Source organism: Halopseudomonas xinjiangensis, from assembly GCF_900104945.1.
In the GTDB taxonomy this organism is placed as follows: Bacteria; Pseudomonadota; Gammaproteobacteria; order Pseudomonadales; family Pseudomonadaceae; genus Halopseudomonas; species Halopseudomonas xinjiangensis.
Genome location: NZ_LT629736.1, coordinates 608,894 through 632,606, shown reverse-complemented (window position 1 = coordinate 632,606; position 23,713 = coordinate 608,894). Strand labels below are relative to the sequence as shown.

The 23,713-nt window shown below is 60.9% G+C and carries 21 protein-coding genes; 8 read left to right on the top strand and 13 right to left on the bottom strand.

The annotated features are described in order from the left end of the window. Positions 1-67: 67 nt before the first annotated feature. Positions 68-1,123, top strand: coding sequence for a saccharopine dehydrogenase family protein (locus BLT85_RS02900; RefSeq protein ID WP_231701526.1), 1,056 nt, complete (start codon positions 68-70; stop codon positions 1,121-1,123). Here the strand turns inward: BLT85_RS02900 and BLT85_RS02895 are convergent. After that, positions 1,116-2,000, bottom strand: a complete 885-nt coding sequence (locus BLT85_RS02895; protein ID WP_093391734.1) for a LysR family transcriptional regulator ArgP — start codon at positions 1,998-2,000, stop codon at positions 1,116-1,118. The two genes, BLT85_RS02900 and BLT85_RS02895, sit on opposite strands and share 8 nt — an antisense overlap. 92 nt (positions 2,001-2,092) lie before the next feature. Here BLT85_RS02895 and BLT85_RS02890 point away from each other — a divergent pair, with 92 nt between their 5' ends. From BLT85_RS02890 to BLT85_RS02870, 5 genes are all read left to right on the top strand, one after another. Next, on the top strand, positions 2,093-2,707 hold the full coding sequence (locus BLT85_RS02890; RefSeq protein ID WP_093397336.1) for a LysE/ArgO family amino acid transporter: 615 nt from the start codon (positions 2,093-2,095) through the stop codon (positions 2,705-2,707). Positions 2,708-2,914: 207 nt separating this feature from the next. Beyond that, the gene (locus tag BLT85_RS02885) at positions 2,915-3,499 is read left to right on the top strand and encodes a superoxide dismutase (protein WP_093391733.1); all 585 of its coding nucleotides are present in this window, start codon (positions 2,915-2,917) and stop codon (positions 3,497-3,499) included. 192 nt (positions 3,500-3,691) lie between these two features. Continuing rightward, complete coding sequence (locus BLT85_RS02880) at positions 3,692-5,755, top strand: putative bifunctional diguanylate cyclase/phosphodiesterase (RefSeq protein WP_093397333.1); 2,064 nt, start codon at positions 3,692-3,694, stop codon at positions 5,753-5,755. A gap of 194 nt (positions 5,756-5,949) precedes the next feature. Then, positions 5,950-7,065: an efflux RND transporter periplasmic adaptor subunit gene (locus BLT85_RS02875; protein ID WP_093391732.1), complete on the top strand. Its 1,116-nt coding sequence runs from the start codon at positions 5,950-5,952 to the stop codon at positions 7,063-7,065. Positions 7,066-7,077: 12 nt separating this feature from the next. Further along, a complete protein-coding gene (locus BLT85_RS02870) occupies positions 7,078-10,122 on the top strand; it encodes a multidrug efflux RND transporter permease subunit (protein WP_093391731.1) in 3,045 nt (1,014 codons plus the stop codon). 258 nt (positions 10,123-10,380) lie between these two features. Here BLT85_RS02870 and rpoS read toward each other — a convergent pair whose 3' ends face one another. The 12 genes from rpoS to BLT85_RS02810 form a co-directional block, all read right to left on the bottom strand. Then, positions 10,381-11,379, bottom strand: a complete 999-nt coding sequence (gene rpoS, locus BLT85_RS02865; RefSeq protein WP_093391730.1) for an RNA polymerase sigma factor RpoS — start codon at positions 11,377-11,379, stop codon at positions 10,381-10,383. Positions 11,380-11,553: 174 nt separating this feature from the next. Next, positions 11,554-12,405 carry a peptidoglycan DD-metalloendopeptidase family protein gene (locus BLT85_RS02860; protein ID WP_231701525.1) on the bottom strand — a complete coding sequence of 284 codons (852 nt, stop codon included), beginning with the start codon at positions 12,403-12,405 and terminating at the stop codon, positions 11,554-11,556. A gap of 48 nt (positions 12,406-12,453) precedes the next feature. Further along, positions 12,454-13,338 (bottom strand): DUF368 domain-containing protein, encoded by an 885-nt coding sequence (locus BLT85_RS02855; protein WP_093397326.1) that lies wholly within the window; start codon positions 13,336-13,338, stop codon positions 12,454-12,456. A 50-nt stretch (positions 13,339-13,388) separates the two neighbouring features. Then, positions 13,389-14,081 carry a protein-L-isoaspartate(D-aspartate) O-methyltransferase gene (locus tag BLT85_RS02850; RefSeq protein ID WP_231701524.1) on the bottom strand — a complete coding sequence of 231 codons (693 nt, stop codon included), beginning with the start codon at positions 14,079-14,081 and terminating at the stop codon, positions 13,389-13,391. After that, positions 14,060-14,809, bottom strand: coding sequence for a 5'/3'-nucleotidase SurE (gene surE, locus BLT85_RS02845; protein WP_093391729.1), 750 nt, complete (start codon positions 14,807-14,809; stop codon positions 14,060-14,062). The genes BLT85_RS02850 and surE overlap by 22 nt, the downstream gene beginning before the upstream one ends. Beyond that, the gene (gene truD / locus BLT85_RS02840; RefSeq protein ID WP_093391728.1) at positions 14,809-15,870 is read right to left on the bottom strand and encodes a tRNA pseudouridine(13) synthase TruD; all 1,062 of its coding nucleotides are present in this window, start codon (positions 15,868-15,870) and stop codon (positions 14,809-14,811) included. Before truD ends, surE begins: the two co-directional genes overlap by 1 nt. After that, positions 15,867-16,340: a 2-C-methyl-D-erythritol 2,4-cyclodiphosphate synthase gene (gene ispF, locus BLT85_RS02835; RefSeq protein WP_093391727.1), complete on the bottom strand. Its 474-nt coding sequence runs from the start codon at positions 16,338-16,340 to the stop codon at positions 15,867-15,869. The genes truD and ispF overlap by 4 nt, the downstream gene beginning before the upstream one ends. Before the next feature lie 142 nt (positions 16,341-16,482). Then, a complete protein-coding gene (fghA, locus tag BLT85_RS02830; RefSeq protein ID WP_093391726.1) occupies positions 16,483-17,337 on the bottom strand; it encodes an S-formylglutathione hydrolase in 855 nt (284 codons plus the stop codon). A 67-nt stretch (positions 17,338-17,404) separates the two neighbouring features. Then, entirely contained in the window at positions 17,405-18,517 is a 1,113-nt protein-coding gene (locus tag BLT85_RS02825; RefSeq protein ID WP_093391725.1) for an S-(hydroxymethyl)glutathione dehydrogenase/class III alcohol dehydrogenase, read from the bottom strand. Positions 18,518-18,686: 169 nt separating this feature from the next. After that, positions 18,687-19,130: a DUF4168 domain-containing protein gene (locus BLT85_RS02820; RefSeq protein WP_093391724.1), complete on the bottom strand. Its 444-nt coding sequence runs from the start codon at positions 19,128-19,130 to the stop codon at positions 18,687-18,689. A gap of 262 nt (positions 19,131-19,392) precedes the next feature. Then, a complete protein-coding gene (locus tag BLT85_RS02815; RefSeq protein WP_093391723.1) occupies positions 19,393-19,950 on the bottom strand; it encodes a hypothetical protein in 558 nt (185 codons plus the stop codon). Positions 19,951-20,059: 109 nt separating this feature from the next. Continuing rightward, positions 20,060-20,620, bottom strand: coding sequence for a hypothetical protein (locus BLT85_RS02810; protein WP_093391722.1), 561 nt, complete (start codon positions 20,618-20,620; stop codon positions 20,060-20,062). Positions 20,621-20,769: 149 nt separating this feature from the next. On the opposite strand from BLT85_RS02810, the gene BLT85_RS02805 reads away from it, so the two are divergent. Next, complete coding sequence (locus BLT85_RS02805; protein ID WP_093391721.1) at positions 20,770-22,287, top strand: sensor histidine kinase; 1,518 nt, start codon at positions 20,770-20,772, stop codon at positions 22,285-22,287. Next, on the top strand, positions 22,284-23,657 hold the full coding sequence (locus BLT85_RS02800; RefSeq protein WP_093391720.1) for a sigma-54-dependent transcriptional regulator: 1,374 nt from the start codon (positions 22,284-22,286) through the stop codon (positions 23,655-23,657). Before BLT85_RS02805 ends, BLT85_RS02800 begins: the two co-directional genes overlap by 4 nt. Positions 23,658-23,713 lie beyond the last annotated feature (56 nt).

Sequence of the window (23,713 nt, the reverse complement as noted above, 5' to 3'; positions counted from 1 at the left end):
CGGCAACGTGGCAACAGGGCCGCACAGGGGTTAGGCTGCATAACAGACACGCGCAGCGGAGGACAGTATGCAACCCTGGATGATCTACGGAGCGAACGGATACACCGGGCAACTGGTTGCTCGTGAGGCGGCTCGTCAGGGCTTGCGTCCCGTACTTGGCGGGCGCCGACGTGCTGCGATCGAAGCGCTGGCACAAGAGCTCGGCCTGGAATCACGCATATTCGATCTGAAAGACCCGCAGGCGGCGCGGCAGGGCGTCGCCGGGATGCGCGTCATCGCTCACTGCGCCGGTCCGTTCTCCGCGACCAGCGAGCCGATGCTCGACGCCTGCCTCGCCGAGGGCTCGCATTATCTGGACATTACCGGCGAGATCGACGTGTTCGTCGCCGCCCATGATCGACACGCCGAGGCGGTCGCCGCTGAAATAGTGGTCTGCCCCGGGGTCGGTTTCGATGTAGTACCGACAGACTGCATTGCCGCCACGCTGAAAGCCGAGTTACCCGATGCGGACCGGCTCGCGTTGGGGTTCGACTCGCGCAGCGGGCTCTCCCCGGGGACCGCAAAAACATCGGTCGAAGGCTTGCGTGAAGGCGGCAAGGTACGGATCGATGGGGAGATACGCCGGGTGCCGCTCGCCTATCAGAGCCGCCATATCGACTTCGGCAACGGGACGAAGTCCGCGGTGTCGATTCCCTGGGGTGACGTGGCGACAGCCTGGTTTTCTACGGGTATCGAGAACATCGAAGTCTTCGTACCGATGGCTCCCAGCGCCGCGGTGCGCCTACGCCGCCTGGACTGGATTCAACCGTTGCTGGCACTCGGCCCGGTTCAGTCGCTGCTCAAGCGCTATGTCGGCAAGCGCATCGTCGGTCCCGACGCAGCGCAACGCGAGAGCGCATGCACCTACGTCTGGGGCGAAGCGCAGAACCCGTCCGGGCGCAAGGTGACCGCACGGGTGCGCACCGCAAACGGCTACAACGTCACCGTTAACGGCGTACTGATGGCGGTACGCCATCTACTCGAAGCCGAAGCGCCTCGCCCGGGCTATTTCACCCCGTCCCGGCTGCTCGGTAGCCGTTGTGTCGAACGATTGCCCGGCTCGGACAGCATCGTCATCAGCTGAGCAGATGCGAAGCCTGCGCCGTCAGTTGCTGTGTCAAGCGCTCCAGCAACCCGCCGCCGTGACGCCAGTAGTGCCAGTACAAGGGCACCTCGACGCTACACTCTGGGACCAGCTCCACCAGCTCTCCGCTGGCGAGCTGATCGGCAATCTGCAGCGCTGGCACCATGCCCCAACCGACGCCGGCGCGCAGCATGCGGACGAAACCGTCGGATGATGGGCACAGGTGATGAGCAAAGTCTCCGGTCATGCCCAGGGCAGCGAGGAAGCGATGTTGGAGCTGGTCATCGGGACCGAAGACGATCGCCGGAACGCGGACCAGGCGCGCACAGTCAGCGCCACCCTGCAGCTCGCCATGAACGAATCCTGGGCTGGCTACTGCAACATAGCGCATGACGCCCAGCCGAACCGACCGCGCCCCGGCTACCGGCTCGGCGCTGGAACAGACGCAGCCCGCCACCTCGCCGGCGCGCATCCGGCGCAGTCCGACATCCTGATCATCCACCAGCAGATCCAGCAACAGATGCTCGTCCCGGCAAAGCGAGCCGATCGCCTCGGCCCACCAGGTGGCGAGGCTGTCAGCGTTGATAGCTATACGCAAGCGAGGCACGGCGTGATCTTCGTCCATGATCGGCAGTTCGGACCGCAGGTCGCGCTCCAGCAAGCGCACCTGTTGCACGTGGTTGAGCAAGCGCTGACCGGCGGGTGTCGCGCGCGGCGGCGAGGCGCGCACCAGCACCGGCGCACCGACTCGCGCTTCGAGCAGCTTGACTCGCTGCGACACGGCTGACTGCGACAACGCCAGCGCCTGCGCCGCCCGCTCGAAGCCGCCCTGCTCCACCACCGCCGCCAGTGCCGCCAGAAGCTTGTAATCCAGCATCGATTTTCCTAATGACGCATTCAGAACATGCACTTTTCTTATACTGCGGACGGTCGGACAATGCCAACCTTTCGACCGTCGAGTTCCGCGCGATGTACGGACTAAGCAGCTTCATCAACGGCCTTCTGGTAGGGGCCAGTCTGATTATCGCCATTGGTGCACAGAACGCTTTCGTCCTTGCCCAGGGATTGCGCCGGGAGCATCACATCGCTGTCGCACTGGTCTGCATGATCTGCGATGCGCTATTGATTGCAGCCGGCGTGTTCGGTCTGGCCAGGTTGTTGCAGTCCTATCCGCTGGCCCTGCACATTGCACGCTGGGGTGGAGTGGCGTTTCTGGTCAGCTATGCCCTGTTTGCATTAAGGCGCGCGCTGGGCGGCGAATCCCTGCGTGCGGATGATGCGCCTCGCCGGTCCCTAGGTAGCGTGTTGGTAGCAACCTTGGCGGTCACGCTGCTCAATCCGCATGTGTACATCGATACTGTCGTTCTCGTCGGTTCGATCGGGGCGCAACAGGCGACGCCGGGAATCTTCGCACTTGGGGCGGTAGCGGCTTCCATTCTGTGGTTCAGCACGCTGGCGGTCGGCGCGGCAAGACTGGCCCCGCTTCTGGCCCGTCCGCTGACCTGGCGGCTGATCGATCTGGGCGTAGCGTTGATGATGCTGAGCGTCGCCTGGATGCTCGCCAGACCTGCTATAACGGCCTGAAGCGGCTATACCCACATGCACGGTGCGTGGATAGCAGAGCCTGTAAATGCTATGCTGTCGGCTTGCCAAACGATAGACGGGCAGCGCCCAGAGGCAATAAGAGGCGTCAGGTAAACCGATCATACGGTGCCCCTGCCAGTCGAACACGGAGTTCACACTTCGAAAGATTCCGTTTCTGAACCCTGAACCTGAAGATGGAGAGAAACCATGGCTTTTGAACTACCACCGCTTCCCTACGAAAAAAACGCTCTCGAGCCGCACATTTCCGCAGAGACGCTGGACTATCACCACGGCAAGCACCACAACACTTACGTCACCAACCTGAATAACCTGATTCCGGGCACCGAGTACGAAGGCAAGGACCTGGAAAGCATCATCAAGACCTCCAGCGGCGGCGTCTTCAACAATGCGGCGCAAGTGTGGAACCACACCTTCTTCTGGAACTGCATGAGCCCGAACGGCGGTGGCGAGCCCACTGGCGAGCTGGCCGAAGCGATCAACAAGGCGTTTGGCTCCTTCGACAAGTTCAAGGAAGAGTTCAGCAAGGTGTCGATCGCTACCTTCGGCTCCGGCTGGGGCTGGCTGGTCAAGAAATCCGACGGCTCGCTGGCCATCGTCAGCAAGGGCGGCGCTGGCAACCCGATCACCGACGGTGAGACTCCGCTGCTGACCTGCGATGTGTGGGAACATGCCTACTACATCGATTATCGCAACGCCCGTCCGAAGTTCGTCGAAGCGTTCTGGAACGTGGTCAACTGGGACTTCGTAGCGAAGAACTACGCAGCCGCCTGATCGTACCCCAGGCACACAAACACCCCGCTTCGGCGGGGTGTTTCGTTTCTGCGATATCGTATTAATATCGTGTTGATCTCAATCAACATCCTACCGCTGTATCCGGCTGTACATTGCTCGGGGTATTGCAGGACAGGCTATCGAGCCTGCATGATAACTCGGGCCTAACCGATGCACGGACATAACAAGACTTTGAAACTCGAGCGCCGGCACAGCCTATCCGTCAAGTTGCTGCAACTGGTATTGCTGTGGGCACTGGTGGTAGGACTGATACTCAGCTTTGCCCAGATTGTTTACGATCTGCGCAAGGAACGGCAGCTTATCGACAGCACCGCCGAACAGATCCTGGCAATGTCCCGCGACCCCGCCACGCAAGCCGTTTACAGCCTCGACCGAGAAATGGCGCTACAAGTGGTCGAAGGCCTGTTCGAGCATCGAGCGGTGCGTTTCGCATCGATTGGCCACCCCGACGAAACACCCCTAGCCAGCCGGCAACGAGACCTGGTCCAAAGCCCCTTTCGCGACATCACCGACTGGCTGTTCGGGGTCGAGCAGGAATATGCCATCGAGCTGCATGGCCGCCCCCCGTATAACGAATACTACGGCGATCTGCGTCTGGTACTGGATACCGCGCCCTACGGCCAGGAGTTTCTCCAGCGGTCACTGATCATCGTCATCTCCGGCATCCTGCGCGCGCTGGCGATGGCATTCATGCTCTACCTCATTTATCACGTGTTACTGACCAAGCCATTGGCGCGAATCATCGAGCACATCGCGCAAATCAATCCCGATCAGCCTGGCAAGACGCCGATCCCCATGCTCCCTGGCCAGGAAAGGAACGAGCTGGGGCTCTGGATCAACAAGGCCAATCAGCTACTCGATTCCATCGAGCGCAACAGCAGCCGCCGACGCGAAGCCGAGGCAAACCTGCTGCACATGTCCCAACACGACCATCTGACCGGCTTGCCCAATCGCAGCATGTTGCAAGAGCAGCTCGGCAGGATTCTGGCCGACGCCGGTCGCCGACATCGCGGCGTCGCGGTGTTGTGTTGTGGTCTAGACGACTTCAAAGAGGTGAACGAGCAGTTCACGTATCAGTCCGGCGACGCGTTACTGGTTGCTGTCGCCGACCGGTTGCGTGTCAACAGCGCACGCCTCGGTTGCCTGGCGAGACTCGGCGGAGATCAGTTCGCGCTGGTTCAGACCGGGATCAGCCAGCCCTACGAAGCAGCAGAGCTGGCACAAACCATTCTTGACGATCTCGGCCAGCCGTTTGCGCTTGGGGACCATCGTGTCGGCCTGCGAGCGACTATCGGGATCACGCTGTTTCCGGACGATGGCGACGATGCCGAAAAACTGCTGCAGAAAGCCGAACAGACCATGATGCTGGCCAAAGCCCGCTCGCGAAACCGCTACCAGTTCTACATCGCCAGCCTGGATAGCGAGATGCGCATTCGCCGCGAGCTAGACAAGGATCTTCGGGGTGCCTTATCGCGCAACGAGTTTCATCTGGTCTTTCAGCCCCAGATCTGCCTGCGCAGCCACAGGGTCGTCGGGGTCGAAGCACTGCTGCGCTGGCAGCACAGCGAACGTGGGCTGGTTCCGCCCGATCTGTTCATTCCCCTGGCCGAACAGAACGGATCGATCATTGATATCGGCGAGTGGGTGCTGGATCGCGCTTGTCGGCAGCTGCGTGAGTGGCACACCGCCGGCTACCCACATCTGCGCATGGCCGTGAACCTGTCCACCGTGCAGCTGCACCACAGCGAGCTGTCCCGGCTCGTCACCAATCTTATGCAGCGCTATTCGCTGCCTGCCAACAGCCTCGAGCTGGAAGTGACCGAAACCGGTCTGATGGAGGACATTGCCGCAGCGGCTGGCCATCTGAACAATCTCAAGAAAGCCGGAGTATTGATAGCCATTGACGATTTCGGTACCGGCTACTCATCGCTCAGTTATCTGCGTGGACTGCCGCTTGATAAGATCAAGGTCGACAAAAGCTTCGTTCAGGATGTGCTGCTTGATGAGGACGACGCGACCATCGTACGCGCGATCATCCAGCTCGGTCGCAGCCTGAATATGGAAGTGATTGCGGAAGGCGTCGAAACCGCGGCGCAGGAAGCCTACATCATCGCCCAGGGCTGCAATGAAGGTCAGGGCTATTTCTATAGCAAACCCCTGCCAGCCACAGCGCTGCTGGACTGGCTGCGCGACTTCGAACACCGTAGCATGCCCGTCGACACGTCAAGCGATTGACGAAGGCGGATCAAGCCACCTCATGCCACCGTGATTCTGACGGCATATGTCGTAATATCTCGGTCTGTGCGTGCCTTTTTGCATAATTGCCCAAATGCAACGCACAGTTGCCATAACGACGTTGGTAATGTCACAGCCGACGTGGATAATACCCCGCTCCCCTCGTCTCGCCACGCCTTCAGAAGGACCTTTTCATGCTGCGTCGCCTGGTTATCCTTATCGTGTTGTTTGTGGTCGTGGTCGCCGGACTAGGCATTTACAAGGCATTGTCGATCCGCTCCCAGATCGCCATGTTCACCGCACCCAAGCCGCCGATTCATGTCGGCGCGACGTCTGCAGAGCAGCTGCAATGGCAGACCCGCCTGCCGGCAATCGGCACCTTGACCTCGGCGCTCGGCGTCGAACTGACCGCAGAAGTCAGCGGTGTGGTGTCCGAAGTGTTGTTCGAATCCGGACAGAAAGTCGAGGCCGGGCAGGATCTGGTTCGGATGGGCGGTGCAGTGGAGCAGGCCAGCCTGGCCACGGCCGAAGCCCAGGCGGAACTCGCGCGCCTCGAGTTCAACCGGCAGCAGAATCTTCTGCAGCGTCAGAGCATCTCGCAGAGCCAGTACGACCAGGCGCGCTCCTCGCTTCGCCAGGCTACTGCGCGTGCCGACGAGCTGCGCGCCACGCTGGAAAAGAAGCGCATCCAGGCACCGTTCAGCGGACGTATCGGCATCAGCCGTGTGGATCCCGGTGACTACCTCTCGCCCGGCGCGAACATTGCCACGCTGCAGAATCTCGATCGACTGTATGTTGATTTCTTCATGCCCGAGCAGTATTACCCGCAACTGGCTATGGGCCAGACCGTTCGGGTCAAGGTCGCTGCCTTCCCCGGAGAAGTGTTCGAAGCCCGCGTCGTTGCGATCAATCCGAAGGTCGAAGCGACCTCGCGCAATCTGCAGATCCGTGCAAGTGTGGCGAATCCCGACGAAAAACTGCTGCCAGGCATGTTCGCCGAACTGGAGCTGGTGCTGCCGGGTGAGTCTGCGCAAGTCGTGGTTCCGGAAACGGCAATGACCTTCACGCTGTACGGCAACTCCGTCTATGTGATCACGCCGCGGCGTGACGAGGATGGCGAGGTGGTGACGGACGAAAGCGGCGAACCGGTCCTGGAAGTGCAGCGGCGCTTCGTCAAGACCGGCCAGCGGCGCGACGGCCAAGTAGTCGTGCTCGAAGGCCTTCAGCCAGGTGAACAGGTGGTCATTTCCGGCCAGCTCAAGCTGGACAACGGCGCGCGCGTCGCCATCGACAACAGCAACCCCCTGTAAGGCGACCCGAGCATGGCATTCACAGATCCTTTCATCCGCAGGCCGGTGCTCGCCACCGTCGTCAGCCTGTTGATCGTGCTGCTCGGCCTGCAGGCCTTCAGCAATCTCACCATCCGCCAGTATCCGCAGATGGAAAACGCTCTGATCACGGTCACCACCGCCTATCCCGGCGCCAACGCCGAGGTGATTCAGGGCTACATTACCCAGCCGATCCAGCAAAGCCTGTCCAGCGCAGAGGGCGTGGATTACATCAACTCCGTCAGCCGACAGAACTTTTCAGTGATACAGGTTTATGCACGACTGGGGACGGACACCGACCGGCTGTTCACCGACATCATGTCGAAGACCGCCGAGGTGCGAAACCAGCTGCCGCCGCAGGCCCAGGAACCGGTAATCAGCCGCCAGGCCGCCGACTCGACTGCGCTCATGTACATCAGCTTCTTCAGCGAAACGATGAGCAACCCGCAGATCACCGACTATCTGACGCGCATCGTTCAGCCGCGGCTGGCTACCCTGCCCGGCATCGCCGAAGCCGAGATTCTCGGCCGGCAGACCTTCGCCATGCGCCTGTGGCTGGACCCTGTACGCATGGGCGCCTACGGCGTGACAGCCGCCGACGTGAATCAGGCCATCCAGGCGTACAACTATCTATCGGCAGCGGGCGAGACCAAGGGTGAGTATGTGGTCACCAGCGTCAATGCCTTCACCGATCTCGAAGATCCGGAGGCCTTCGCTGCCATTCCGGTGAAGATCGATGGTGATACGCGCGTACTGGTTCGCGATGTCGCCCGCGTCGAACTGGGAGCTGAAAGCTATGATTCGATCAGCTTCTTCGACGGCATCCCTTCGGTATATATCGGCATCCAGGGCACCCCGCTGGCGAACCCGCTCGATGTGATCAAGGAAGTACGTGCGGCAATGCCGGAGATCGAGGCGCAGCTACCGCCAGAGCTGCAAGGCTCGATCGCCTATGATGCGACCCAGTTCATCGAGGAGTCGATCGATGAGGTGATCAAGACACTGGGCGAGGCGGTGATCATCGTCATTATCGTGGTGTTCCTGTTCCTGGGCTCGATGCGCTCGGTGATCATTCCTGTCGTGACCATTCCGCTGTCGATGATCGGCGTTCTGTTCTTCATGCAGCTGATGGGCTACTCGATCAACCTGCTTACCCTCCTCGCCCTGGTCCTGGCGATCGGGCTGGTGGTCGATGACGCCATCGTCGTGGTGGAGAACATTCACCGGCACATCGAGGAAGGCCAGACGCCCTTCGACGCCTCGATTACCGGCGCCCGGGAAATAGCCATGCCGGTCGTGGCGATGACCATCACGCTAGCGGCTGTTTACGCCCCGATCGGGTTCCTTGAAGGGCTGACTGGTGCGCTGTTCAGAGAGTTTGCCTTCACCCTGGCCGGCTCGGTGGTGATTTCAGGGATCGTTGCGCTGACGCTGTCGCCCATGATGTGCTCGAAGCTGCTCAGGCACGAATCCAATCCGTCAGGCTTCGCTCACAAGCTGGACGTCATCTTCGAACGCCTGCAGACCCGTTATCGCGGGATGCTGTCGAGCAGTCTGGACACCAAGGCCGTGACGTTGACGTTCGGTGCACTGGTTCTGCTGTTGATTCCGCTCCTGCTCATGTTCACCCGAAGCGAACTGGCCCCGGAGGAAGACCAAAGCATCATTTTCATGATGTCCAATGCCCCCAAGACGGCCAACTTGGACTACCTGACGCACTATACCGACGAGGTCACACAGGTCCTGAAGCAGTTCGACGAGTACCAGTCGCACTTCCAGATCAACGGCTCTGATGGCGTACAGAGCGGCATCGGTGGCTTCCTGCTCAAGCCATGGGAGCAGCGCGAAAAAACCCAGATGGAGCTCCTGCCGGAGATCCAGGCCGAACTGAACAAGGTTTCCGGCCTGCAGATATTCGGTTTCAACCTGCCCTCTCTGCCCGGTACCGGCGGAGGCCTGCCGGTGCAGTTCGTGATCACCTCTCCTGGAGATTACGAATCGCTGCTGCAGGTCACCGAGCAGGTCAAGGCGCGCGCGCAGGAAAGCGGAAAGTTCGCCTTTCTGACGATCGATCTGGCCTTCGACAAGCCCGAGATCTCCGTGCACATTTCACGGGAGAAGGCTGCGCAGATGGGCGTGTCGATGGCGGATATCGGCAGCACTCTGTCGACGTTGCTGGGCGAAGGCGAAATCAACCGCTTCACCATCAGCGGACGCAGCTACAAGGTGATTGCGCAGGTTGAGCGCGCCTACCGCGACAACAGTGGCTGGCTGAATCACTATTACGTTCGCAACGACGCCGGCGACATGGTGCCGCTGGGCACGCTGATCGAAATGGACGAACGCGCCCGACCGACCCAGCTCAATCAGTTCCAGCAGCTCAATGCCGCGCGAATCCAGGGCGTGCCGCTGGTCAGCATGGGCGAGGCGCTGCAAACGCTGGAAGACATCGCCACAGCCGAAATGCCCCAAGGATTCACCTTCGACTATGCCGGCGCTGCGCGTCAGTACAAGCAGGAAGGCGCGGCTCTGTACGTCACCTTCGGCCTCGCACTGGCGCTGATCTATCTGGTCCTGGCAGCGCAGTTCGAGAGTTTCCGCGATCCACTGGTGATTCTGGTGACGGTTCCGCTCTCCATATGCGGCGCGCTGATACCGCTTTTCCTGGGGATCTCGACCATGAACATCTATACCCAGGTGGGTCTGGTGACGCTGATAGGTTTGATCAGCAAACACGGCATCCTGATCGTGGAGTTCGCCAATCAACTGCAGCGTCAGGGGATGTCGCAGCGTGAGGCCGTTGAGGCCTCGGCCGCGATTCGCCTGCGTCCGGTACTCATGACCACCGCGGCCATGGTGTTTGCGATGATCCCGTTGCTACTGGCGGAAGGAGCTGGTGCGGTAAGTCGGTTCGATATCGGCGTGGTGATCGCTGCAGGCCTCACCATCGGCACGCTCTTCACATTGTTCGTGTTGCCGGCGGTTTATCTGGTGTTTGCCGAGAGTCACCAGAGCGAAGCCGCACACGCTCCGGCCTGATCGAGCATCGTTGCGGTGGATAACGCTGCGCGGTTATCCACCCTACATCGAGGCGGGTTGTATAGTAGGGTGGACGACGTGAAGCTTGTCCACCAGCGTCGGTACCGAACGCACCTTCACGGCGGATAACGCTAAGCGGTTATCCGCCCTACATCGAGGGGGTTGTATCGTAGGGTGGACAACGCGAAGCTTGTCCACCAAGGCGTGGGCGCCAGCCGCACCGTTGTTGCGACGGATAACACGTGGCGGTTATCCGCCCTACTGGAATAGCGACTCGCCGGTAAGGCCGTGTTGTTCGAGGATGTCGCGCAGTCGCTTGAGCGCCTCAACCTGAATCTGACGAACCCGTTCTCTGGTCAGGCCGATTTCCCGGCCGACTTCTTCCAGCGTGCTGCTTTCATGTCCACGCAAACCGAACCGACGCGCAACCACTTCGCGCTGCTTTTCAGTGAGCTCCGACAGCCAATGATCGATACTGGCATTGAGGTCGTCACCTTGCAGCAGCTCGCACGGATCGTTGTTCTGCTCGTCGGTAAGCGTGTCGAGCAGCGTCTTGTCCGAATCCGGCCCGAGTGACATGTCTACCGAAGCAACCCGCTCGTTGAGACCAAGCATGCGCTTGACGTCTTCGACCGGCTTGTCGAGCAACTGTGCGATTTCCTCGGGCGAGGGTTCGTGATCCAGCTTCTGCGTCAACTCACGCGCCGCGCGCAGATAGACGTTCAGCTCCTTCACCACATGGATCGGCAGGCGAATCGTCCTGGTCTGGTTCATGATCGCGCGTTCGATGGTCTGGCGAATCCACCAGGTGGCGTAGGTGGAAAAGCGGAAACCGCGCTCCGGGTCGAATTTTTCCACCGCGCGGATCAGGCCGAGGTTGCCCTCTTCGATCAGATCAAGAAGGCTGAGCCCGCGATTGACGTAGCGACGGGCGATTTTCACCACCAGGCGCAGGTTGCTTTCGATCATCCGCTTGCGGCCCGCCGCGTCACCCTTCTGGGCAAGCCGGGCGAAGTGGACCTCTTCTTCCGGGGTCAGCAGCGGAGAAAAACCGATTTCGTTGAGATACAGCTGAGTGGCGTCCAGCTGTTTGGTGAATTCGAAGGAGTTTTCGCGGCGATGTGTACGTGGCGACGCGGCTCGAGGTTCCGCACGCGCATCCAGACCCAGCTCTTCCACTTCCCTGGCCTCAGACTCGACTAGAGTCATTTCGTCTTCGCTGAGAACCTGTTCGGGCTGGTTATTATTGACTGCCATTTTGCTTGCCCCATGTAAAGTACGTCTGGATTAACGAGGAGACTCCGCAGTACCTTGCCGCCCCTCATCTTTCACACTTATTGACCGACCAAGCCACCGCTTGTTCCGGTCTGAACTATACTTTTGCAGATTATCTGCCGAGCATTACAACAATGTGCCGGTTTCCAGCGCTGGTCAACGTTTCGGTAGATGCCCGAGCGGATCGACCGGCTTGCCTCGCTGACGTATTTCGAAATGCAGTTTCACGCGGTCTGTACCGCTGCTGCCCATCTCTGCAATCACCTGTCCACGCTTGACCTGATCGCCTTCGCTGACCATCAGCTTGCTGTTATGGGCGTATGCGCTGAGGAAGGTGTCGTCGTGCTTGACGATGATCATGTCGCCGTAACCGATAAGTCCGCGGCCGGCATAGACCACGGCACCATCGGCAGCCGCCTTAATCGGCTGACCCAGCGTGCCGGCGATATCGATGCCCTTGTTCAGGCTGGTGCCGGACTGGAAGCGTGAGATGAGCGGACCATCTGTCGGCCAATCCCAGCGCGAGACTTTCGCCGGCACACTAATGGTACCCGCAGTTTTGGCCGGTGCAGACTGGGCTGGTGTCGGGGCCGGTATAGCACGGGTTGCAGGTACCGAATTCGTCGGCCTTGAGGGCGGTGGCGAGGGTTGCTTGGGCGGCGGCGCGACGGCAGCCACCCGCGGCGATCCGTTGCCGGGGGCGACGCGCAGATTCTGACCGGGGTAGATGGTGTAAGGCGATCTCAGATTGTTGTAGCCGGCCACGGTCTGCCAGTCCGTTCCGTAGCGGAAAGCGATCTGGTACAGGGTTTCGCCTCGACGCACGGTATGCAGACCGGAAGCGGGAATCTCGGCTGCGCGCGCCTGTGCGCGGGCAGCCTGCCCGCCACGACTGCGATCATCGATAGGGACATAACCGGATGGCCCGGCACAGGCTACCAACAACGAACCGACAAGGCCTACCGCACATTGCCGCCAACCGCTAACGATCGCAAAACGCTCTGACACACACTGCCCCTGGCCTACGCCAACGTTTCCTTCGGTACGGCAGACGCTTCAGGTCCGCCGCCCCCATCTTTCCAGTGCCATCACTAATACCACGCCCAGCGCCATCAGCGCCAACCCGAGCAACCAGTGCGAAGGCTCACCGGTCAACTGTTCGTATTGTATCGGGCCGACGTTGGACTGGATAAGCGGCGCCATCTCGCCGTGACTGTCCTGTCGCCAGGTGACCGTTTCCTTCCACGGCCATACCTTGTTCAGAGAGCCGAGCAACAGCCCGGCAAGGAAAGCCAGAGTGATGTTGCGGGCGTAATCGAGCAACCAGGAGAGCAGACGCGCAAAGCTCAGCAATCCGCCAATGCACCCGAGCATGAACACGCCGAGCAAGGCGAAATCGAGGTTGCGAACCGCCTCGAGCACCCCGGCATAGAGGCCCAGCAGCAGCAATATGAAGCTGCCGGAAATGCCTGGCAGGATCATCGCACAGATCGCCACTGCGGCGCCGAAAAACAGGGTCACCATCGTCACTGGAAGCTGGATCGGCACTGCCACGGTTACCAGATAGGCAAACGCCGTTCCGACGACAAAGGCCGCTATGCTGGCGGCGTTCCATCGCTGTATTTCGCGACCTACCAGCAAGACCGAGGCGACGATCAAGCCGAAGAAAAACGACCACAGCGGCTCGGGGTGATTATCCAGCAGGTAACTGATCAGCCTGGCGAGGCTAAACACGCTGGTGAGAATACCGGCCAGGAGCGTAAGCAGGAAGCCGCCGTCAACGGCCTGCCAGGTTTCCCTCACGCGGCCCCGCGTCAGCCAGAGCAGCTTGTCCGGCGTGCAGGCAGCGATAGCGTCAATCAACCGATCGTAGATGCCGCTGATGAAGGCGATCGTGCCGCCAGAGACACCGGGGACAATATCTGCCGCTCCCATCGCCATGCCTTTGAAAAATATCGGGATGTACTGTGCGAAACGACTGCGAGATGCGCTCAAGAGGTGATGGCTCCTGCCAAGAGTGGTACGAATCGTACCGGTTCGACCTGATGTCTTATGAACTGTTCGCCTTCGCGGATGACCAGAGTCAGATACTGCTCGCTCTCACCCACCGGAATCACCATTCGGCCGCCGTCGGCTAGCTGCCCCAGCAGCTCCACTGGTACGTCGGCCGGCGCCGCGGTAACGAGGATCGCGTCATAGGGGCCGTACTGCGGCCAGCCCCAATTGCCGTCGGCATGCCGGAATACCACGTTACGTACGTTGATGTCCTTGAGTACCACCTTGGCCCGTTCCTGCAACGGCAGGATCCGCTCCACACTGAATACGCGCTCGACCACCTGTGCCAGGATGGCGGTCTGGTAGCCGGAACCGGTGCCCACTTCCATGACCTTGTCCAGCGGCCCACCGCCGAGCAACAGCTCGGTCATGCGCGCGACGATGTAAGGTTGCGACAGCGTCTGGTTATGCCCGATCGGCAGTGCCGTGTCTTCATAGGCCCGGTGCGCCAGGGCCTCGTCGACGAACAGATGCCGCGGGGTACGGCGGATCGCCTCGAGCACGTGCAGATTGCGAATGCCTTCCTCGAACAGACGCTCGAGCAAGCGCTCGCGAGTGCGCTGCGAGGTCATGCCAATACCGTTTTTGTAGATATCGTCTCTCACATCTAGCCCAGCCGCTCCAGCCATTGGCCGAGATGGTCGAACACCTCGTAATGGGTTTTATCGACCCGAAGCGGGGTAACCGAGACGTAACCCTGCATGACTGCATGGAAGTCTGTGCCTTCGCCGCCATCCTCGGCATCACCGGCCACGGAGATCCAGTACCCCTCCTTGCCGCGGGGGTCAACCCATTTGACCGGGCGCGCAGCTCTGGAGCGATGGCCCAGGCGCGTCAGGCGGATCCCCTTGAGGTGGTCGAGCGGCAGGTTGGGGATATTCACACTCAGTACCGTGCGTGGCGGTAGATCCAGGTCGCCGTGCATCTCCACCATGTTGCGGGCGATTGCTGCAGCCGCCGGTAGATTGTCCACCTGACGCCCCACGAGCGAGAACGCCATGGCCGGGCGCGCCAGAAACCGACCTTCGAGTGCTGCGGCGACGGTTCCCGAATACAGGACGTCATCGCCCAGGTTGGCCCCAAGGTTGATGCCTGCGACGACCATATCAACGCTGTCCGGATATAGCGCATTAAGACCGAGGTGAACGCAGTCGGTAGGGGTGCCGTTCAGCCCGATGAAACCGTTGGCAAGGGTAAATGGACGCAGCGGCTTGTCCAGACTGAGGGCACTGCTGGCTCCACTTCGGTCTTCATGGGGGGCCACCACAACGCAGTCAGCGTAGTCGCTGAGAGCATCATGCAAGGCAGTCAGCCCAGGGGCCAGCACCCCATCGTCGTTGGCAATAAGGATACGCATCAACTCTCGCTTTCCAGTCCGCCACCGGGTTCGTCGGTCAGTTCGACAAGCTCGCGTATGACCGCGGTAGCGAAGCAACCGGTCGGCAGGGTGAATTCCAGTTCAATACTCGTTGGGGACGGATAATGCCACGCCAGAGCGTCTATTGGGAGCCGAAGAGTACGCCGGGCCTGCTCCAGCCCAGCATGTTCGAGCCAGGCCGCCAGCGCTGCCTCGCTTTGCGCCGCGTCGCGCTCCAGCGCCGCCAGGGTCGGGCCGACGGACGGCTCTCCGAGCCCCCAAAGCGGGCCGGTCGGATGAATGTCCAGCGCCAGCGAACGCGGATCGTCGGCTGCCAGCCGGCTCGCAGGAAAATGGCTCCGGCTGTCGGTAAAAGCGACGCAATCATCTTCCAGTATGTGGTTCCAACTGCCATCAGCCACCCGCTGAGCGAGCACTCGATTGAACAGCAGACTGCGTGCCGTACTGAGCAGACGCGACCGTGTCCCACGGGCCGGGGGTAGCGCGCCTCTTTCGGCCCAGCTACGCGCGTCGAATACATTGCTGCCGTTGCGGCCGAAGCGCTGCGGCCCGATGTAGTTCGGCACGCCCTCAGCAGCGATACGCCCGAGACGCTCTTCCAGGGCATCACGCTCGGCGACGAGTTGGCTAAGCACGATGGCAAAGCGGTTGGCGCTATGGGCACCACGCTGCAGCTTGCGCCGGTGACGAACCCTTTCGAGACAGTGCAGATCCTCGCTCCAGAGCGAAGCGAAATCCGGATCGGGCCGACCTGGCAACTGGATACTGAACCACTGGCTGGTTACCGCACGACGGTCCTTCAGACCTGCGTAGCTGACGTCACGAAGCGAGACGCCGGACGCCCGCGCCAGTCGCCTGGCAACCTCTTCGGTATTCAGGTCACGCTTGAGTAGATGCAGCCAGAGATGTTCGCCGGTTCCGTCGAGCTCGATATCCACGACCTCGGTGACCCGGAAGTGCTCTGGCACTGCCTTGAGGACGGCAGTCCCGCACGCAGCACCCCAGGCGCGTGGGCCGAGAAGCTCGTCGGCGCCGCTCACAACGTCAGCAGGAGCGCGACCGCGTGAACAGCGATGCCCTCTTCCCGACCGGTGAAACCCAGCTTCTCAGTGGTGGTCGCCTTGACGTTTACCTGATCGAGCTGCACCTGCAGATCCTCAGCGATCAATCGACGCATCTCGGCGATATGTGGAGCCATCTTCGGGGCTTGGGCAACAATGGTCGCGTCCACATTGCCGACCTTCCAGCCCTTCTGGTTTATCAGGCTGAGCGCATGGCGCAGAAGAGCACGACTGTCGGCGCCCTTGAAACGGGGATCGGTGTCCGGAAAGTGCTGGCCGATATCGCCGAGGGCGGCGGCCCCCAAAAGCGCATCAGTCAGCGCATGCAGCAGTACGTCGCCGTCCGAGTGAGCGATCAGACCATGGTGATGCGGGATTTGCACCCCGCCGAGAACGATGTGGTTACCATCGCCGAAGCGATGTACGTCATAACCGTGGCCGATGCGCATGAATAGTCCTGGGTCGATATTCGGGCGTCGATTCTACCGAGTCGACCCCTGCGATTGAAGCGCCGACTCGATTAGTTGGCGTTGAAAAACAGTGGATGGGTATTGGATCGGACGGCGGTCACGCAATCACGTGACCGGCCATTCAACCGGCCAAGCCCAAAGCGCGAGCGTGGTGCCGCAGATGGTCATCAATGAAGGTGGCGACGAAATAATAGCTGTGGTCATAACCCGGTTGGCGCCGCAGCGTCAGCGGATAACCCGTGGCGCTCGCCGCCTGCTCCAGTGCTTCCGGCTTGAGCTGTTCGACGAGGAAACTATCGTCCTCCCCCTGATCGACCAGGCAGGGAAGTTTTTCGCTCGCCTTGGCCATCAGCACCGACGCGTCCCACTGCTTCCACTGCGCCTGGTCCGGGCCCAGGTAACGTTCGAGCGCCTTTTGACCCCAGGGGCAGCCGGACGGATTGGCGATCGGCGCGAACGCCGATACCGAGCGATAGCGGCCAGGATTTTTCAGCGCGCATATCAGCGCGCCATGCCCTCCCATTGAATGGCCGCTAACGCTACGCTGCTCGCTGACGGGGAAGTTCGCCTCGACCAGTGCGGGAATCTCCTGCGTCACGTAATCGTACATCCGGTAATGCTTCGACCACGGTTGCTCGGTTGCGTTGATGTAGAACCCGGCACCCCAACCGAAATCGTAAGCTCCGTCCGGGTCGTCCGGCACCCCGTCCCCGCGCGGGCTGGTGTCCGGGCAGACGATCACCAGACCAAGCTCGGCTGCAAGCCGCTGGGCTCCGGCCTTCTGCATGAAATTCTCGTCGGTACAGGTCAGGCCGGACAGCCAGTAGAGCACTGGCAGGGACTTGCCCTGCTCAGCCTGAGGCGGAAGAAAGATGGCGAAGATCATGTCGCGACCAAGCACCTCGGAGTAGTGCCTGTAGCGCTTATGCCAACCGCCAAAGCTCTTGTTGGCGCCAACCAGTTCCAGATCAGTCATGGAATTTCCTCAATGGCAAAACGGATCGATAACCTCTGCACCCAAACGAATTACGGCGCGCCCCGCCCTAGAAATGGATAACCGTGCGGATGCTTTTGCCCTCATGCATCAGATCGAACGCCTTGTTGATCTCGTCCAGACCCATGTTATGAGTGATGAAGGTATCGAGTGGAATTTCACCCGTCTGTGATTTTTCCACGTACCCCGGCAGTTCGGTGCGCCCTTTGACACCGCCGAAAGCACTGCCGCGCCACACCCGACCGGTGACCAACTGGAACGGCCGGGTACTGATTTCCTGCCCGGCACCCGCTACGCCGATAATGGTCGACTCACCCCACCCCTTGTGACAGCACTCCAGCGCGGCACGCATCAGCTGAACGTTGCCGACGCATTCAAACGAATAGTCCACGCCGCCATCGGTCATTTCGACGATGACTTCCTGAATCGGCTTGTCATGGTCCTTCGGGTTGACGAAGTCTGTCGCGCCTAGCTCACGGGCGATATCGAATTTGGACGGGTTAATGTCGATAGCGATGATGCGACTGGCATTGACCATCTTGGCGCCGATGATCGCAGCCAGACCGATCCCGCCGAGACCGAAAATCGCGACAGTAGAGCCTTCTTCCACCTTGGCCGTGTTGAGGACGGCACCGATGCCGGTGGTCACACCGCAACCGAGCAGGCAAACCTTTTCCAACGGTGCTTCCTTGGGGATTTTGGCCAGGGAGATTTCCGGCAGCACGGTGTATTCGGAGAAGGTCGAGGTGCCCATATAGTGATAGATCGGTTTGCCCTGGTAGGAAAACCGCGTGGTGCCGTCAGGCATCAAACCCTTGCCCTGGGTGGCACGTACCGCCTGGCACAGGTTGGTCTTGCCCGACTTGCAGAACTTGCACTCGCGACATTCGGCCGTGTACAGCGGAATGACGTGATCACCCACTTGCAAAGAAGTGACGCCCTCGCCGATTGCTTCGACAACGCCGCCGCCTTCATGCCCGAGGATCGCCGGGAAGATGCCCTCCGGATCATCGCCAGAAAGGGTGAAAGCGTCGGTATGACAGACGCCGGTCGCTACGATGCGAACCAGGACTTCCCCAGCCTTTGGCGGGGCGACGTCGACCTCGACGATTTCGAGCGGCTTTCCTGCTTCGAATGCCACGGCTGCGCGAGATTTGATCATCAACACTTCTCCGACTGCGTTATGGTCGCGACAGTTTAGGCCATGCGTGCACGGCACGAAAACTCTTTGGCCCTGGATCATTGCTGCCACCGTGGCTCGCGCACGAAAAAAGGGGCCTAAGCCCCTTCTTTCAGAAATGCATCTGAACGATGCACGTCAATCACGCGTATCAGTTCATGCTGGAAACGCGTTGCTGCAGCTCAGGATCGCTCTGCAGACGGGTTGCGATCTCGTTGTACTTGGGAATTTCCATTCCTTCGTCACGTACCGCTTCAACCATCTTTTCCTGGGCTTCCATCTGCAAGGACTGCGCTTTCTCCTGGCTTTCAGCTTCTGCCAGCTTCTCAGAGAATTCGGTGCGGATCTCGCTCACCTTGGATTCGGCGGAAGCGAACTTCTCCAGCTCGGTATCGCTGATCTGGGCGGTAGCTGCACCCATGGACCCAGCCGCACCCTGTTGAGTGGCGGAGCCCTGCTGAGCGGCAGTGCCCTGCTGCGTCGCGGCAGCGCCCTGCGCGCCGGAGGTAGCGTTGGACTGTGCAAACACGCTTGGTGCGGTTGCACCCAGGGTGGCCAGAGCGACTGCGGCGGTCAGTGTCTTGAGTGTATTCATGGTGTGCTCTCCTCTCGTTTGAGTTCACGAGAATCAATACACGCATCATGCCAACCGCGCCAAGAAACTCATATACACCTGATTATAAAGGACTTTTTATTGAACTTTAGCCATACCTGCCGGCCCGAATCACACTTGAAAGCGTGACAAATGTATACATGCGACATAAGTATCCGTATCCATCTTGCGCACGCTCGGACGCAGTGCTGATTCGCGCACAAAAAAAGGGCCCTGAAGGGCCCTTTTTACTCACGCGGTGCCGTTATTCGCTCGGACGTTCGATATCGCGCTGCTCGCGCTCGATTTCGTCAGGTGCGCCGGTCACACCGGAACGGTCCGCGGTACGAGCCGGATCATCCATTCCACCGCCAGCACGTGCCGAATTGCCAGCCGCACCGGTTGCACCGGAAGCCGAGGTAGCGCCGCTACCGCTGGACTGCTGGCTGGAGCCGGACTTCTGCGAGCTGGTGCTGGCACCAGCCGCGCCGCTCTGGCCTTGGCTCTGACCGGACTTGGATTTGGATTTCATCTCCTTGTCCATGGTGCTGTTCGCCATACCTGCTTCGGCTGCACCCTGATTGGTCGGGCGGATGCTGGCGCCCTCCGGCCCGGCCGATGTATTGGTTCCGGAGTTGGCACCCTGGGTGCCGCCTACGCCTGGCTGATCAACGTCAGCGTGGGGAGCGGCAGGAGTAGCATGAGTGGCGCTCTGCCCGCTGGCCTGTTTTCTCGCGCTTTCTGACTGAGCCAAGGCGTCCGAGCCAGCCAGTGCCAGTGAAGCGAACGCGATGGCAGTACTGAGTGTGGTCATTACTTTCATATTGCGTCTCCGTCTTTTTTCTGTCTGGTCGTAAGAGTTTGGGCGGAACACAACGCACAAAGTTCCTTACGCGGGTTGCTACGAGATGTGTGCGCGCCTGCGCGCACTATCAGTAGTCACCCCGGTCATGTTCCTCATCGAGCTCTGTGGTGTTGCCTGCATCCGGCCCGGTAACGCTAGGGCTGCTCTGGTGTGGACCGCCCTGATCGGTGGGCCCCATGCCCGTGCTGGCTCCGGGCGTAGTGATACCGGTTCGCGCTCCGGTCGCCGTGTCGGTCGCTGCCCCTCCGGCGGTCCCTGTGGTGGTTCCGGTTCCAGTCCCGGTGCTGGTGCCGGTGCTGCCGGCGGTACCAGTACCAGTGCTGGAGCCCGTGCCGGTACCAGTGCCCGAGCCAACGGCCGTCCTGCTGTCGGTGGTGGTCGTCGGACCGGTTGTCGTACCGGCGCCGGTTGTAGACCCTGCCCCGGTCGTGGTGCCGGTCGTGGCTCCCGCGCCGGCAGCAGTACCCGACCCGGTGTTGGTCCCAGTGGCCGCATCGACGCCAGTCGTGGTGCGAGCTCCGGTGGTGCTACTGGTGGATCCGGCGGCACTCTGTGCCAGCGCCATCGGGGCGCCGAGGCCGAGGGATGCAAAAGCAATAGCGGCAGTAAGAGTCTTCAAAGTGTTCATAGGCACTTCTCCTTCTCGTTGGGTGAGCAAGCACGACACACCGACCGGACATTCGGCCTACTACCTGATGTTGCGTCAATGGCGCATCGCTTGTATCCAGGGCTGCGAGCCGAATTTGCCATGCGATCGAAGCTGTATAGAATCGATACATGAGAAAAAAATACTCGCTCAAGAGAAACACGCCGTTCCTCAAAGCTGCCTGGTCCAGCGCCAACGGTTTGCAGCAAACATTGCTGATGTTTGTGGTGCTTCCGCTCATGCTGCTAACGGCACTGGGTATACGTATTGGCCTCCAACAAGCGAACCAGTTCCAGGAACAGCGCCTGAAAAACGATTTGGAGCTCATTGGACGGGCCATCAGCATCCCGGTTGGCGCGGCCCTGAGCCAGGGAGATCAAGGGCAGATAGAACTGGCGCTTGGCTCGGTGTTCGTCCTCGGAGAGGTCTACGGCGCGTCTGTCTTCGATGTGAACGGTGTACGCATCGCTTCGGCCGGCATCACCGAAAGCGATCTGTCGCGCTCGACCATACCCGAGCGCATCGTATCGACCGGCGAAGGCCAAGAGGGATACAGTCGGGTCGCCGGGCGTGAACTGTTTTCGCATTTCCTGCCGCTGTTCGACGCCGCCGGGCAGATCCAGGGCCTGATTCAGATAACCCGCCTGGCGAGCGATTTCCGCCAGGCATTGAATCGTTTCACCATCATCGCCTGGCTGATCTGGGGTCTGCTCAGCATCACCATCCTCGCTGCGGTGCTGCTCGGTCACCATGGCGGGATCGGGCGCTACGTCGATCGGCTCCTCGAACACATGGGCCGCGTGGCGCAGGGCGACCATTCACATCGCGCGGCGCTCGATGGTCCGCAAGAGGTGGCTTCGCTAGCCGAGGGTCTGAATCGCATGCTCGACAGTATCGAGGAGGCCAACCGCGAGCTCGATGAGCATCGACGCGCCGAGACAGAGCTTCTCAGGCGGCTCAAGGATAATGAGAAGATGGCCGCCATCGGCAGTATGGCTCGCGGCATCGCCCACGAGCTCGGCGCTCCGTTGAGCGTAATCGACGGCAGAGCGCGCCGCCTCGAGCGGTCATCGACGATGGATGACAAGCAGAAGCATCAACTCCTCGGCATCCGATCCCAGGTAGCACGCCTCACCCGGACGGTACGCCAGCTGCTTGATTATTGCCGCCCCGCCGCGCCGCAGCCGCGAAAGCTGGACCCTCGCCTGCTGGTCGAAAACGTATTGGAGGCAATGCGTCCCGAGGCGGATTCCAGCGCTCGCTTGCTGACGGTGCAGACGCCAACGGACCTGGCTCCGATCCTCGGCGATCCGGGACGCCTGGAGCTGGCCTTGCTCAATCTTGTGCGCAACGCGTTGCAGGCTTCGCTGCGTGAGGTACGGATTTCGCTCTCGGCCGACGCGTGCTGGCTGTACATATCGATCATCGATGACGGGCCAGGGCTGCCGGACGTCCCGGTGGAACAGTTGTTGGAACCCTTCTACACCACCAAATCGCCGGGCGATGGCACCGGCCTTGGTCTGGCCATCGTGCAAACCGTCGCCGAGGAGCATCAGGGACAGCTGATGCTGAGCAACGCCCCAGACCGCGGTTGTGAAGCCCGTCTGTTGCTACCGCTTCTTACGAAATCAGATTCGGAGACCGCATGACCGACAAGGAACACATCGTACTCATCGAGGACGACCGCGGACTGCGCGAACTGCTGCAGGAGGAGCTCGAAGTCGAAGGCTATTCGGTGACCGTCTGCGGTGACGCGGAAACCGGCCTGCTGGCGATTCGCGAGCATTTACCGGAGCTGGTCGTCAGCGACCTGCGGCTGCCGGGTGCCGACGGGCTGAGCCTGCTGCCAGCGATATCGCAGTGCTCGCCCAAGCCGTCGGTGCTGATCATCACCGCTTTCGGCTCGGTCCAGCAGGCGGTCGAGTCGCTAAAGGCCGGCGCCGATGATTTCCTGACCAAGCCTCTGGAGATGGATCATTTCCTACTCACCGTGAGCCGCCTGCTGGACAACCGGCGGCTACGCAGTGAAGTACAGCGTTACCGATCGATTCTCGGCGTCGAGCAGTTCCACGGCATCATCGGCCAGAGCCCGGCGATGCAGCAGCTGTTCCATCAGATTCGCCAGATCGCTGGTGCCGACGGGCCGGTACTGATCCAGGGCGAGAGCGGCACCGGCAAGGAATTGGTCGCACGGGCTGTTCACGAGCAGAGTTCACGCAAGAATCGGCCGTATCTGGTGGTCAACTGTGGGGGTATTCCCGGCGAACTCATGGAAAGCGAGTTCTTCGGCCATGCTGCGGGCGCGTTCACCGGAGCCAGAACCCAGCGCGCAGGCCTGTTCCAGCAGGCAGACGGCGGCACGCTGATGCTCGACGAACTCGGCGAGATGCCACCGCCGCTGCAGGCCAAGCTGCTGCGCGCCCTGCAGGACGGACATGTCCGCCCGGTGGGCAGCGACCACGAAATTCAGGTCGACGTCCGGGTGATTGCTGCCACCAATCGCAATCTGACCGAGGCAGTGAACGAAGGCACCTTTCGCGAGGATCTGTACTACCGCCTGGAAACCTTCGGCATTCAGGTGCCGCCGCTGCGCTCGCGCCGGGAAGACATCCGGCCGTTGGCCGAGTTCTTTCTGACTCGATTCAATACGCGACAGGGCCGCAACGTAAGGGGCTTCAGCGACGACACCCTGGCCCTGATGGCAGACTACGGATTTCCCGGTAACGTCCGCGAATTGCAAAACGCGGTTGAGCGGGCAGCGACGTTTTGCGATACGCCATTGATCGAACCGCGCCATCTGCCGGAGCGAATGCTCGGCGCGGCGTCGTCCGAGCCATCCGCGACCGAACAGCTGCCGGATGCCAAGACCGATCCGGCGCTGGCGGAATCGCTGCCGGATCTGGAAACGGTACACCGCAATCACATCCATCGAGTCCTGACCGCTACCCAGGGCAACAAGCGCAAGGCGGCGGATATCCTGGGAATCACCCGGCGCACGCTGTATCGCTGGCTGGAATGATGCGGCCCGGATAAGCCGGCCGCATGCCGGGCGATTCCGTCTGTTACTGACGCTGG

Excerpts from the sequence above, each read along its gene's own strand:
- BLT85_RS02900 (WP_231701526.1), top strand. The coding sequence starts at position 68 with ATGCAACCCTGGATGATCTACGGAGCGAACGGATACACCGGGCAACTG.
- BLT85_RS02895 (WP_093391734.1), bottom strand. The coding sequence starts at position 2,000 with ATGCTGGATTACAAGCTTCTGGCGGCACTGGCGGCGGTGGTGGAGCAG.
- BLT85_RS02890 (WP_093397336.1), top strand. The coding sequence starts at position 2,093 with ATGTACGGACTAAGCAGCTTCATCAACGGCCTTCTGGTAGGGGCCAGT.
- BLT85_RS02885 (WP_093391733.1), top strand. The coding sequence starts at position 2,915 with ATGGCTTTTGAACTACCACCGCTTCCCTACGAAAAAAACGCTCTCGAG.
- BLT85_RS02875 (WP_093391732.1), top strand. The coding sequence starts at position 5,950 with ATGCTGCGTCGCCTGGTTATCCTTATCGTGTTGTTTGTGGTCGTGGTC.
- BLT85_RS02870 (WP_093391731.1), top strand. The coding sequence starts at position 7,078 with ATGGCATTCACAGATCCTTTCATCCGCAGGCCGGTGCTCGCCACCGTC.
- rpoS (WP_093391730.1), bottom strand. The coding sequence starts at position 11,379 with ATGGCAGTCAATAATAACCAGCCCGAACAGGTTCTCAGCGAAGACGAA.
- BLT85_RS02855 (WP_093397326.1), bottom strand. The coding sequence starts at position 13,338 with ATGGCGATGGGAGCGGCAGATATTGTCCCCGGTGTCTCTGGCGGCACG.
- BLT85_RS02850 (WP_231701524.1), bottom strand. The coding sequence starts at position 14,081 with ATGGCTGGAGCGGCTGGGCTAGATGTGAGAGACGATATCTACAAAAAC.
- surE (WP_093391729.1), bottom strand. The coding sequence starts at position 14,809 with ATGCGTATCCTTATTGCCAACGACGATGGGGTGCTGGCCCCTGGGCTG.
- ispF (WP_093391727.1), bottom strand. The coding sequence starts at position 16,340 with ATGCGCATCGGCCACGGTTATGACGTACATCGCTTCGGCGATGGTAAC.
- fghA (WP_093391726.1), bottom strand. The coding sequence starts at position 17,337 with ATGACTGATCTGGAACTGGTTGGCGCCAACAAGAGCTTTGGCGGTTGG.
- BLT85_RS02825 (WP_093391725.1), bottom strand. The coding sequence starts at position 18,517 with ATGATCAAATCTCGCGCAGCCGTGGCATTCGAAGCAGGAAAGCCGCTC.
- BLT85_RS02820 (WP_093391724.1), bottom strand. The coding sequence starts at position 19,130 with ATGAATACACTCAAGACACTGACCGCCGCAGTCGCTCTGGCCACCCTG.
- BLT85_RS02815 (WP_093391723.1), bottom strand. The coding sequence starts at position 19,950 with ATGAAAGTAATGACCACACTCAGTACTGCCATCGCGTTCGCTTCACTG.
- BLT85_RS02810 (WP_093391722.1), bottom strand. The coding sequence starts at position 20,620 with ATGAACACTTTGAAGACTCTTACTGCCGCTATTGCTTTTGCATCCCTC.
- BLT85_RS02805 (WP_093391721.1), top strand. The coding sequence starts at position 20,770 with ATGAGAAAAAAATACTCGCTCAAGAGAAACACGCCGTTCCTCAAAGCT.
- BLT85_RS02800 (WP_093391720.1), top strand. The coding sequence starts at position 22,284 with ATGACCGACAAGGAACACATCGTACTCATCGAGGACGACCGCGGACTG.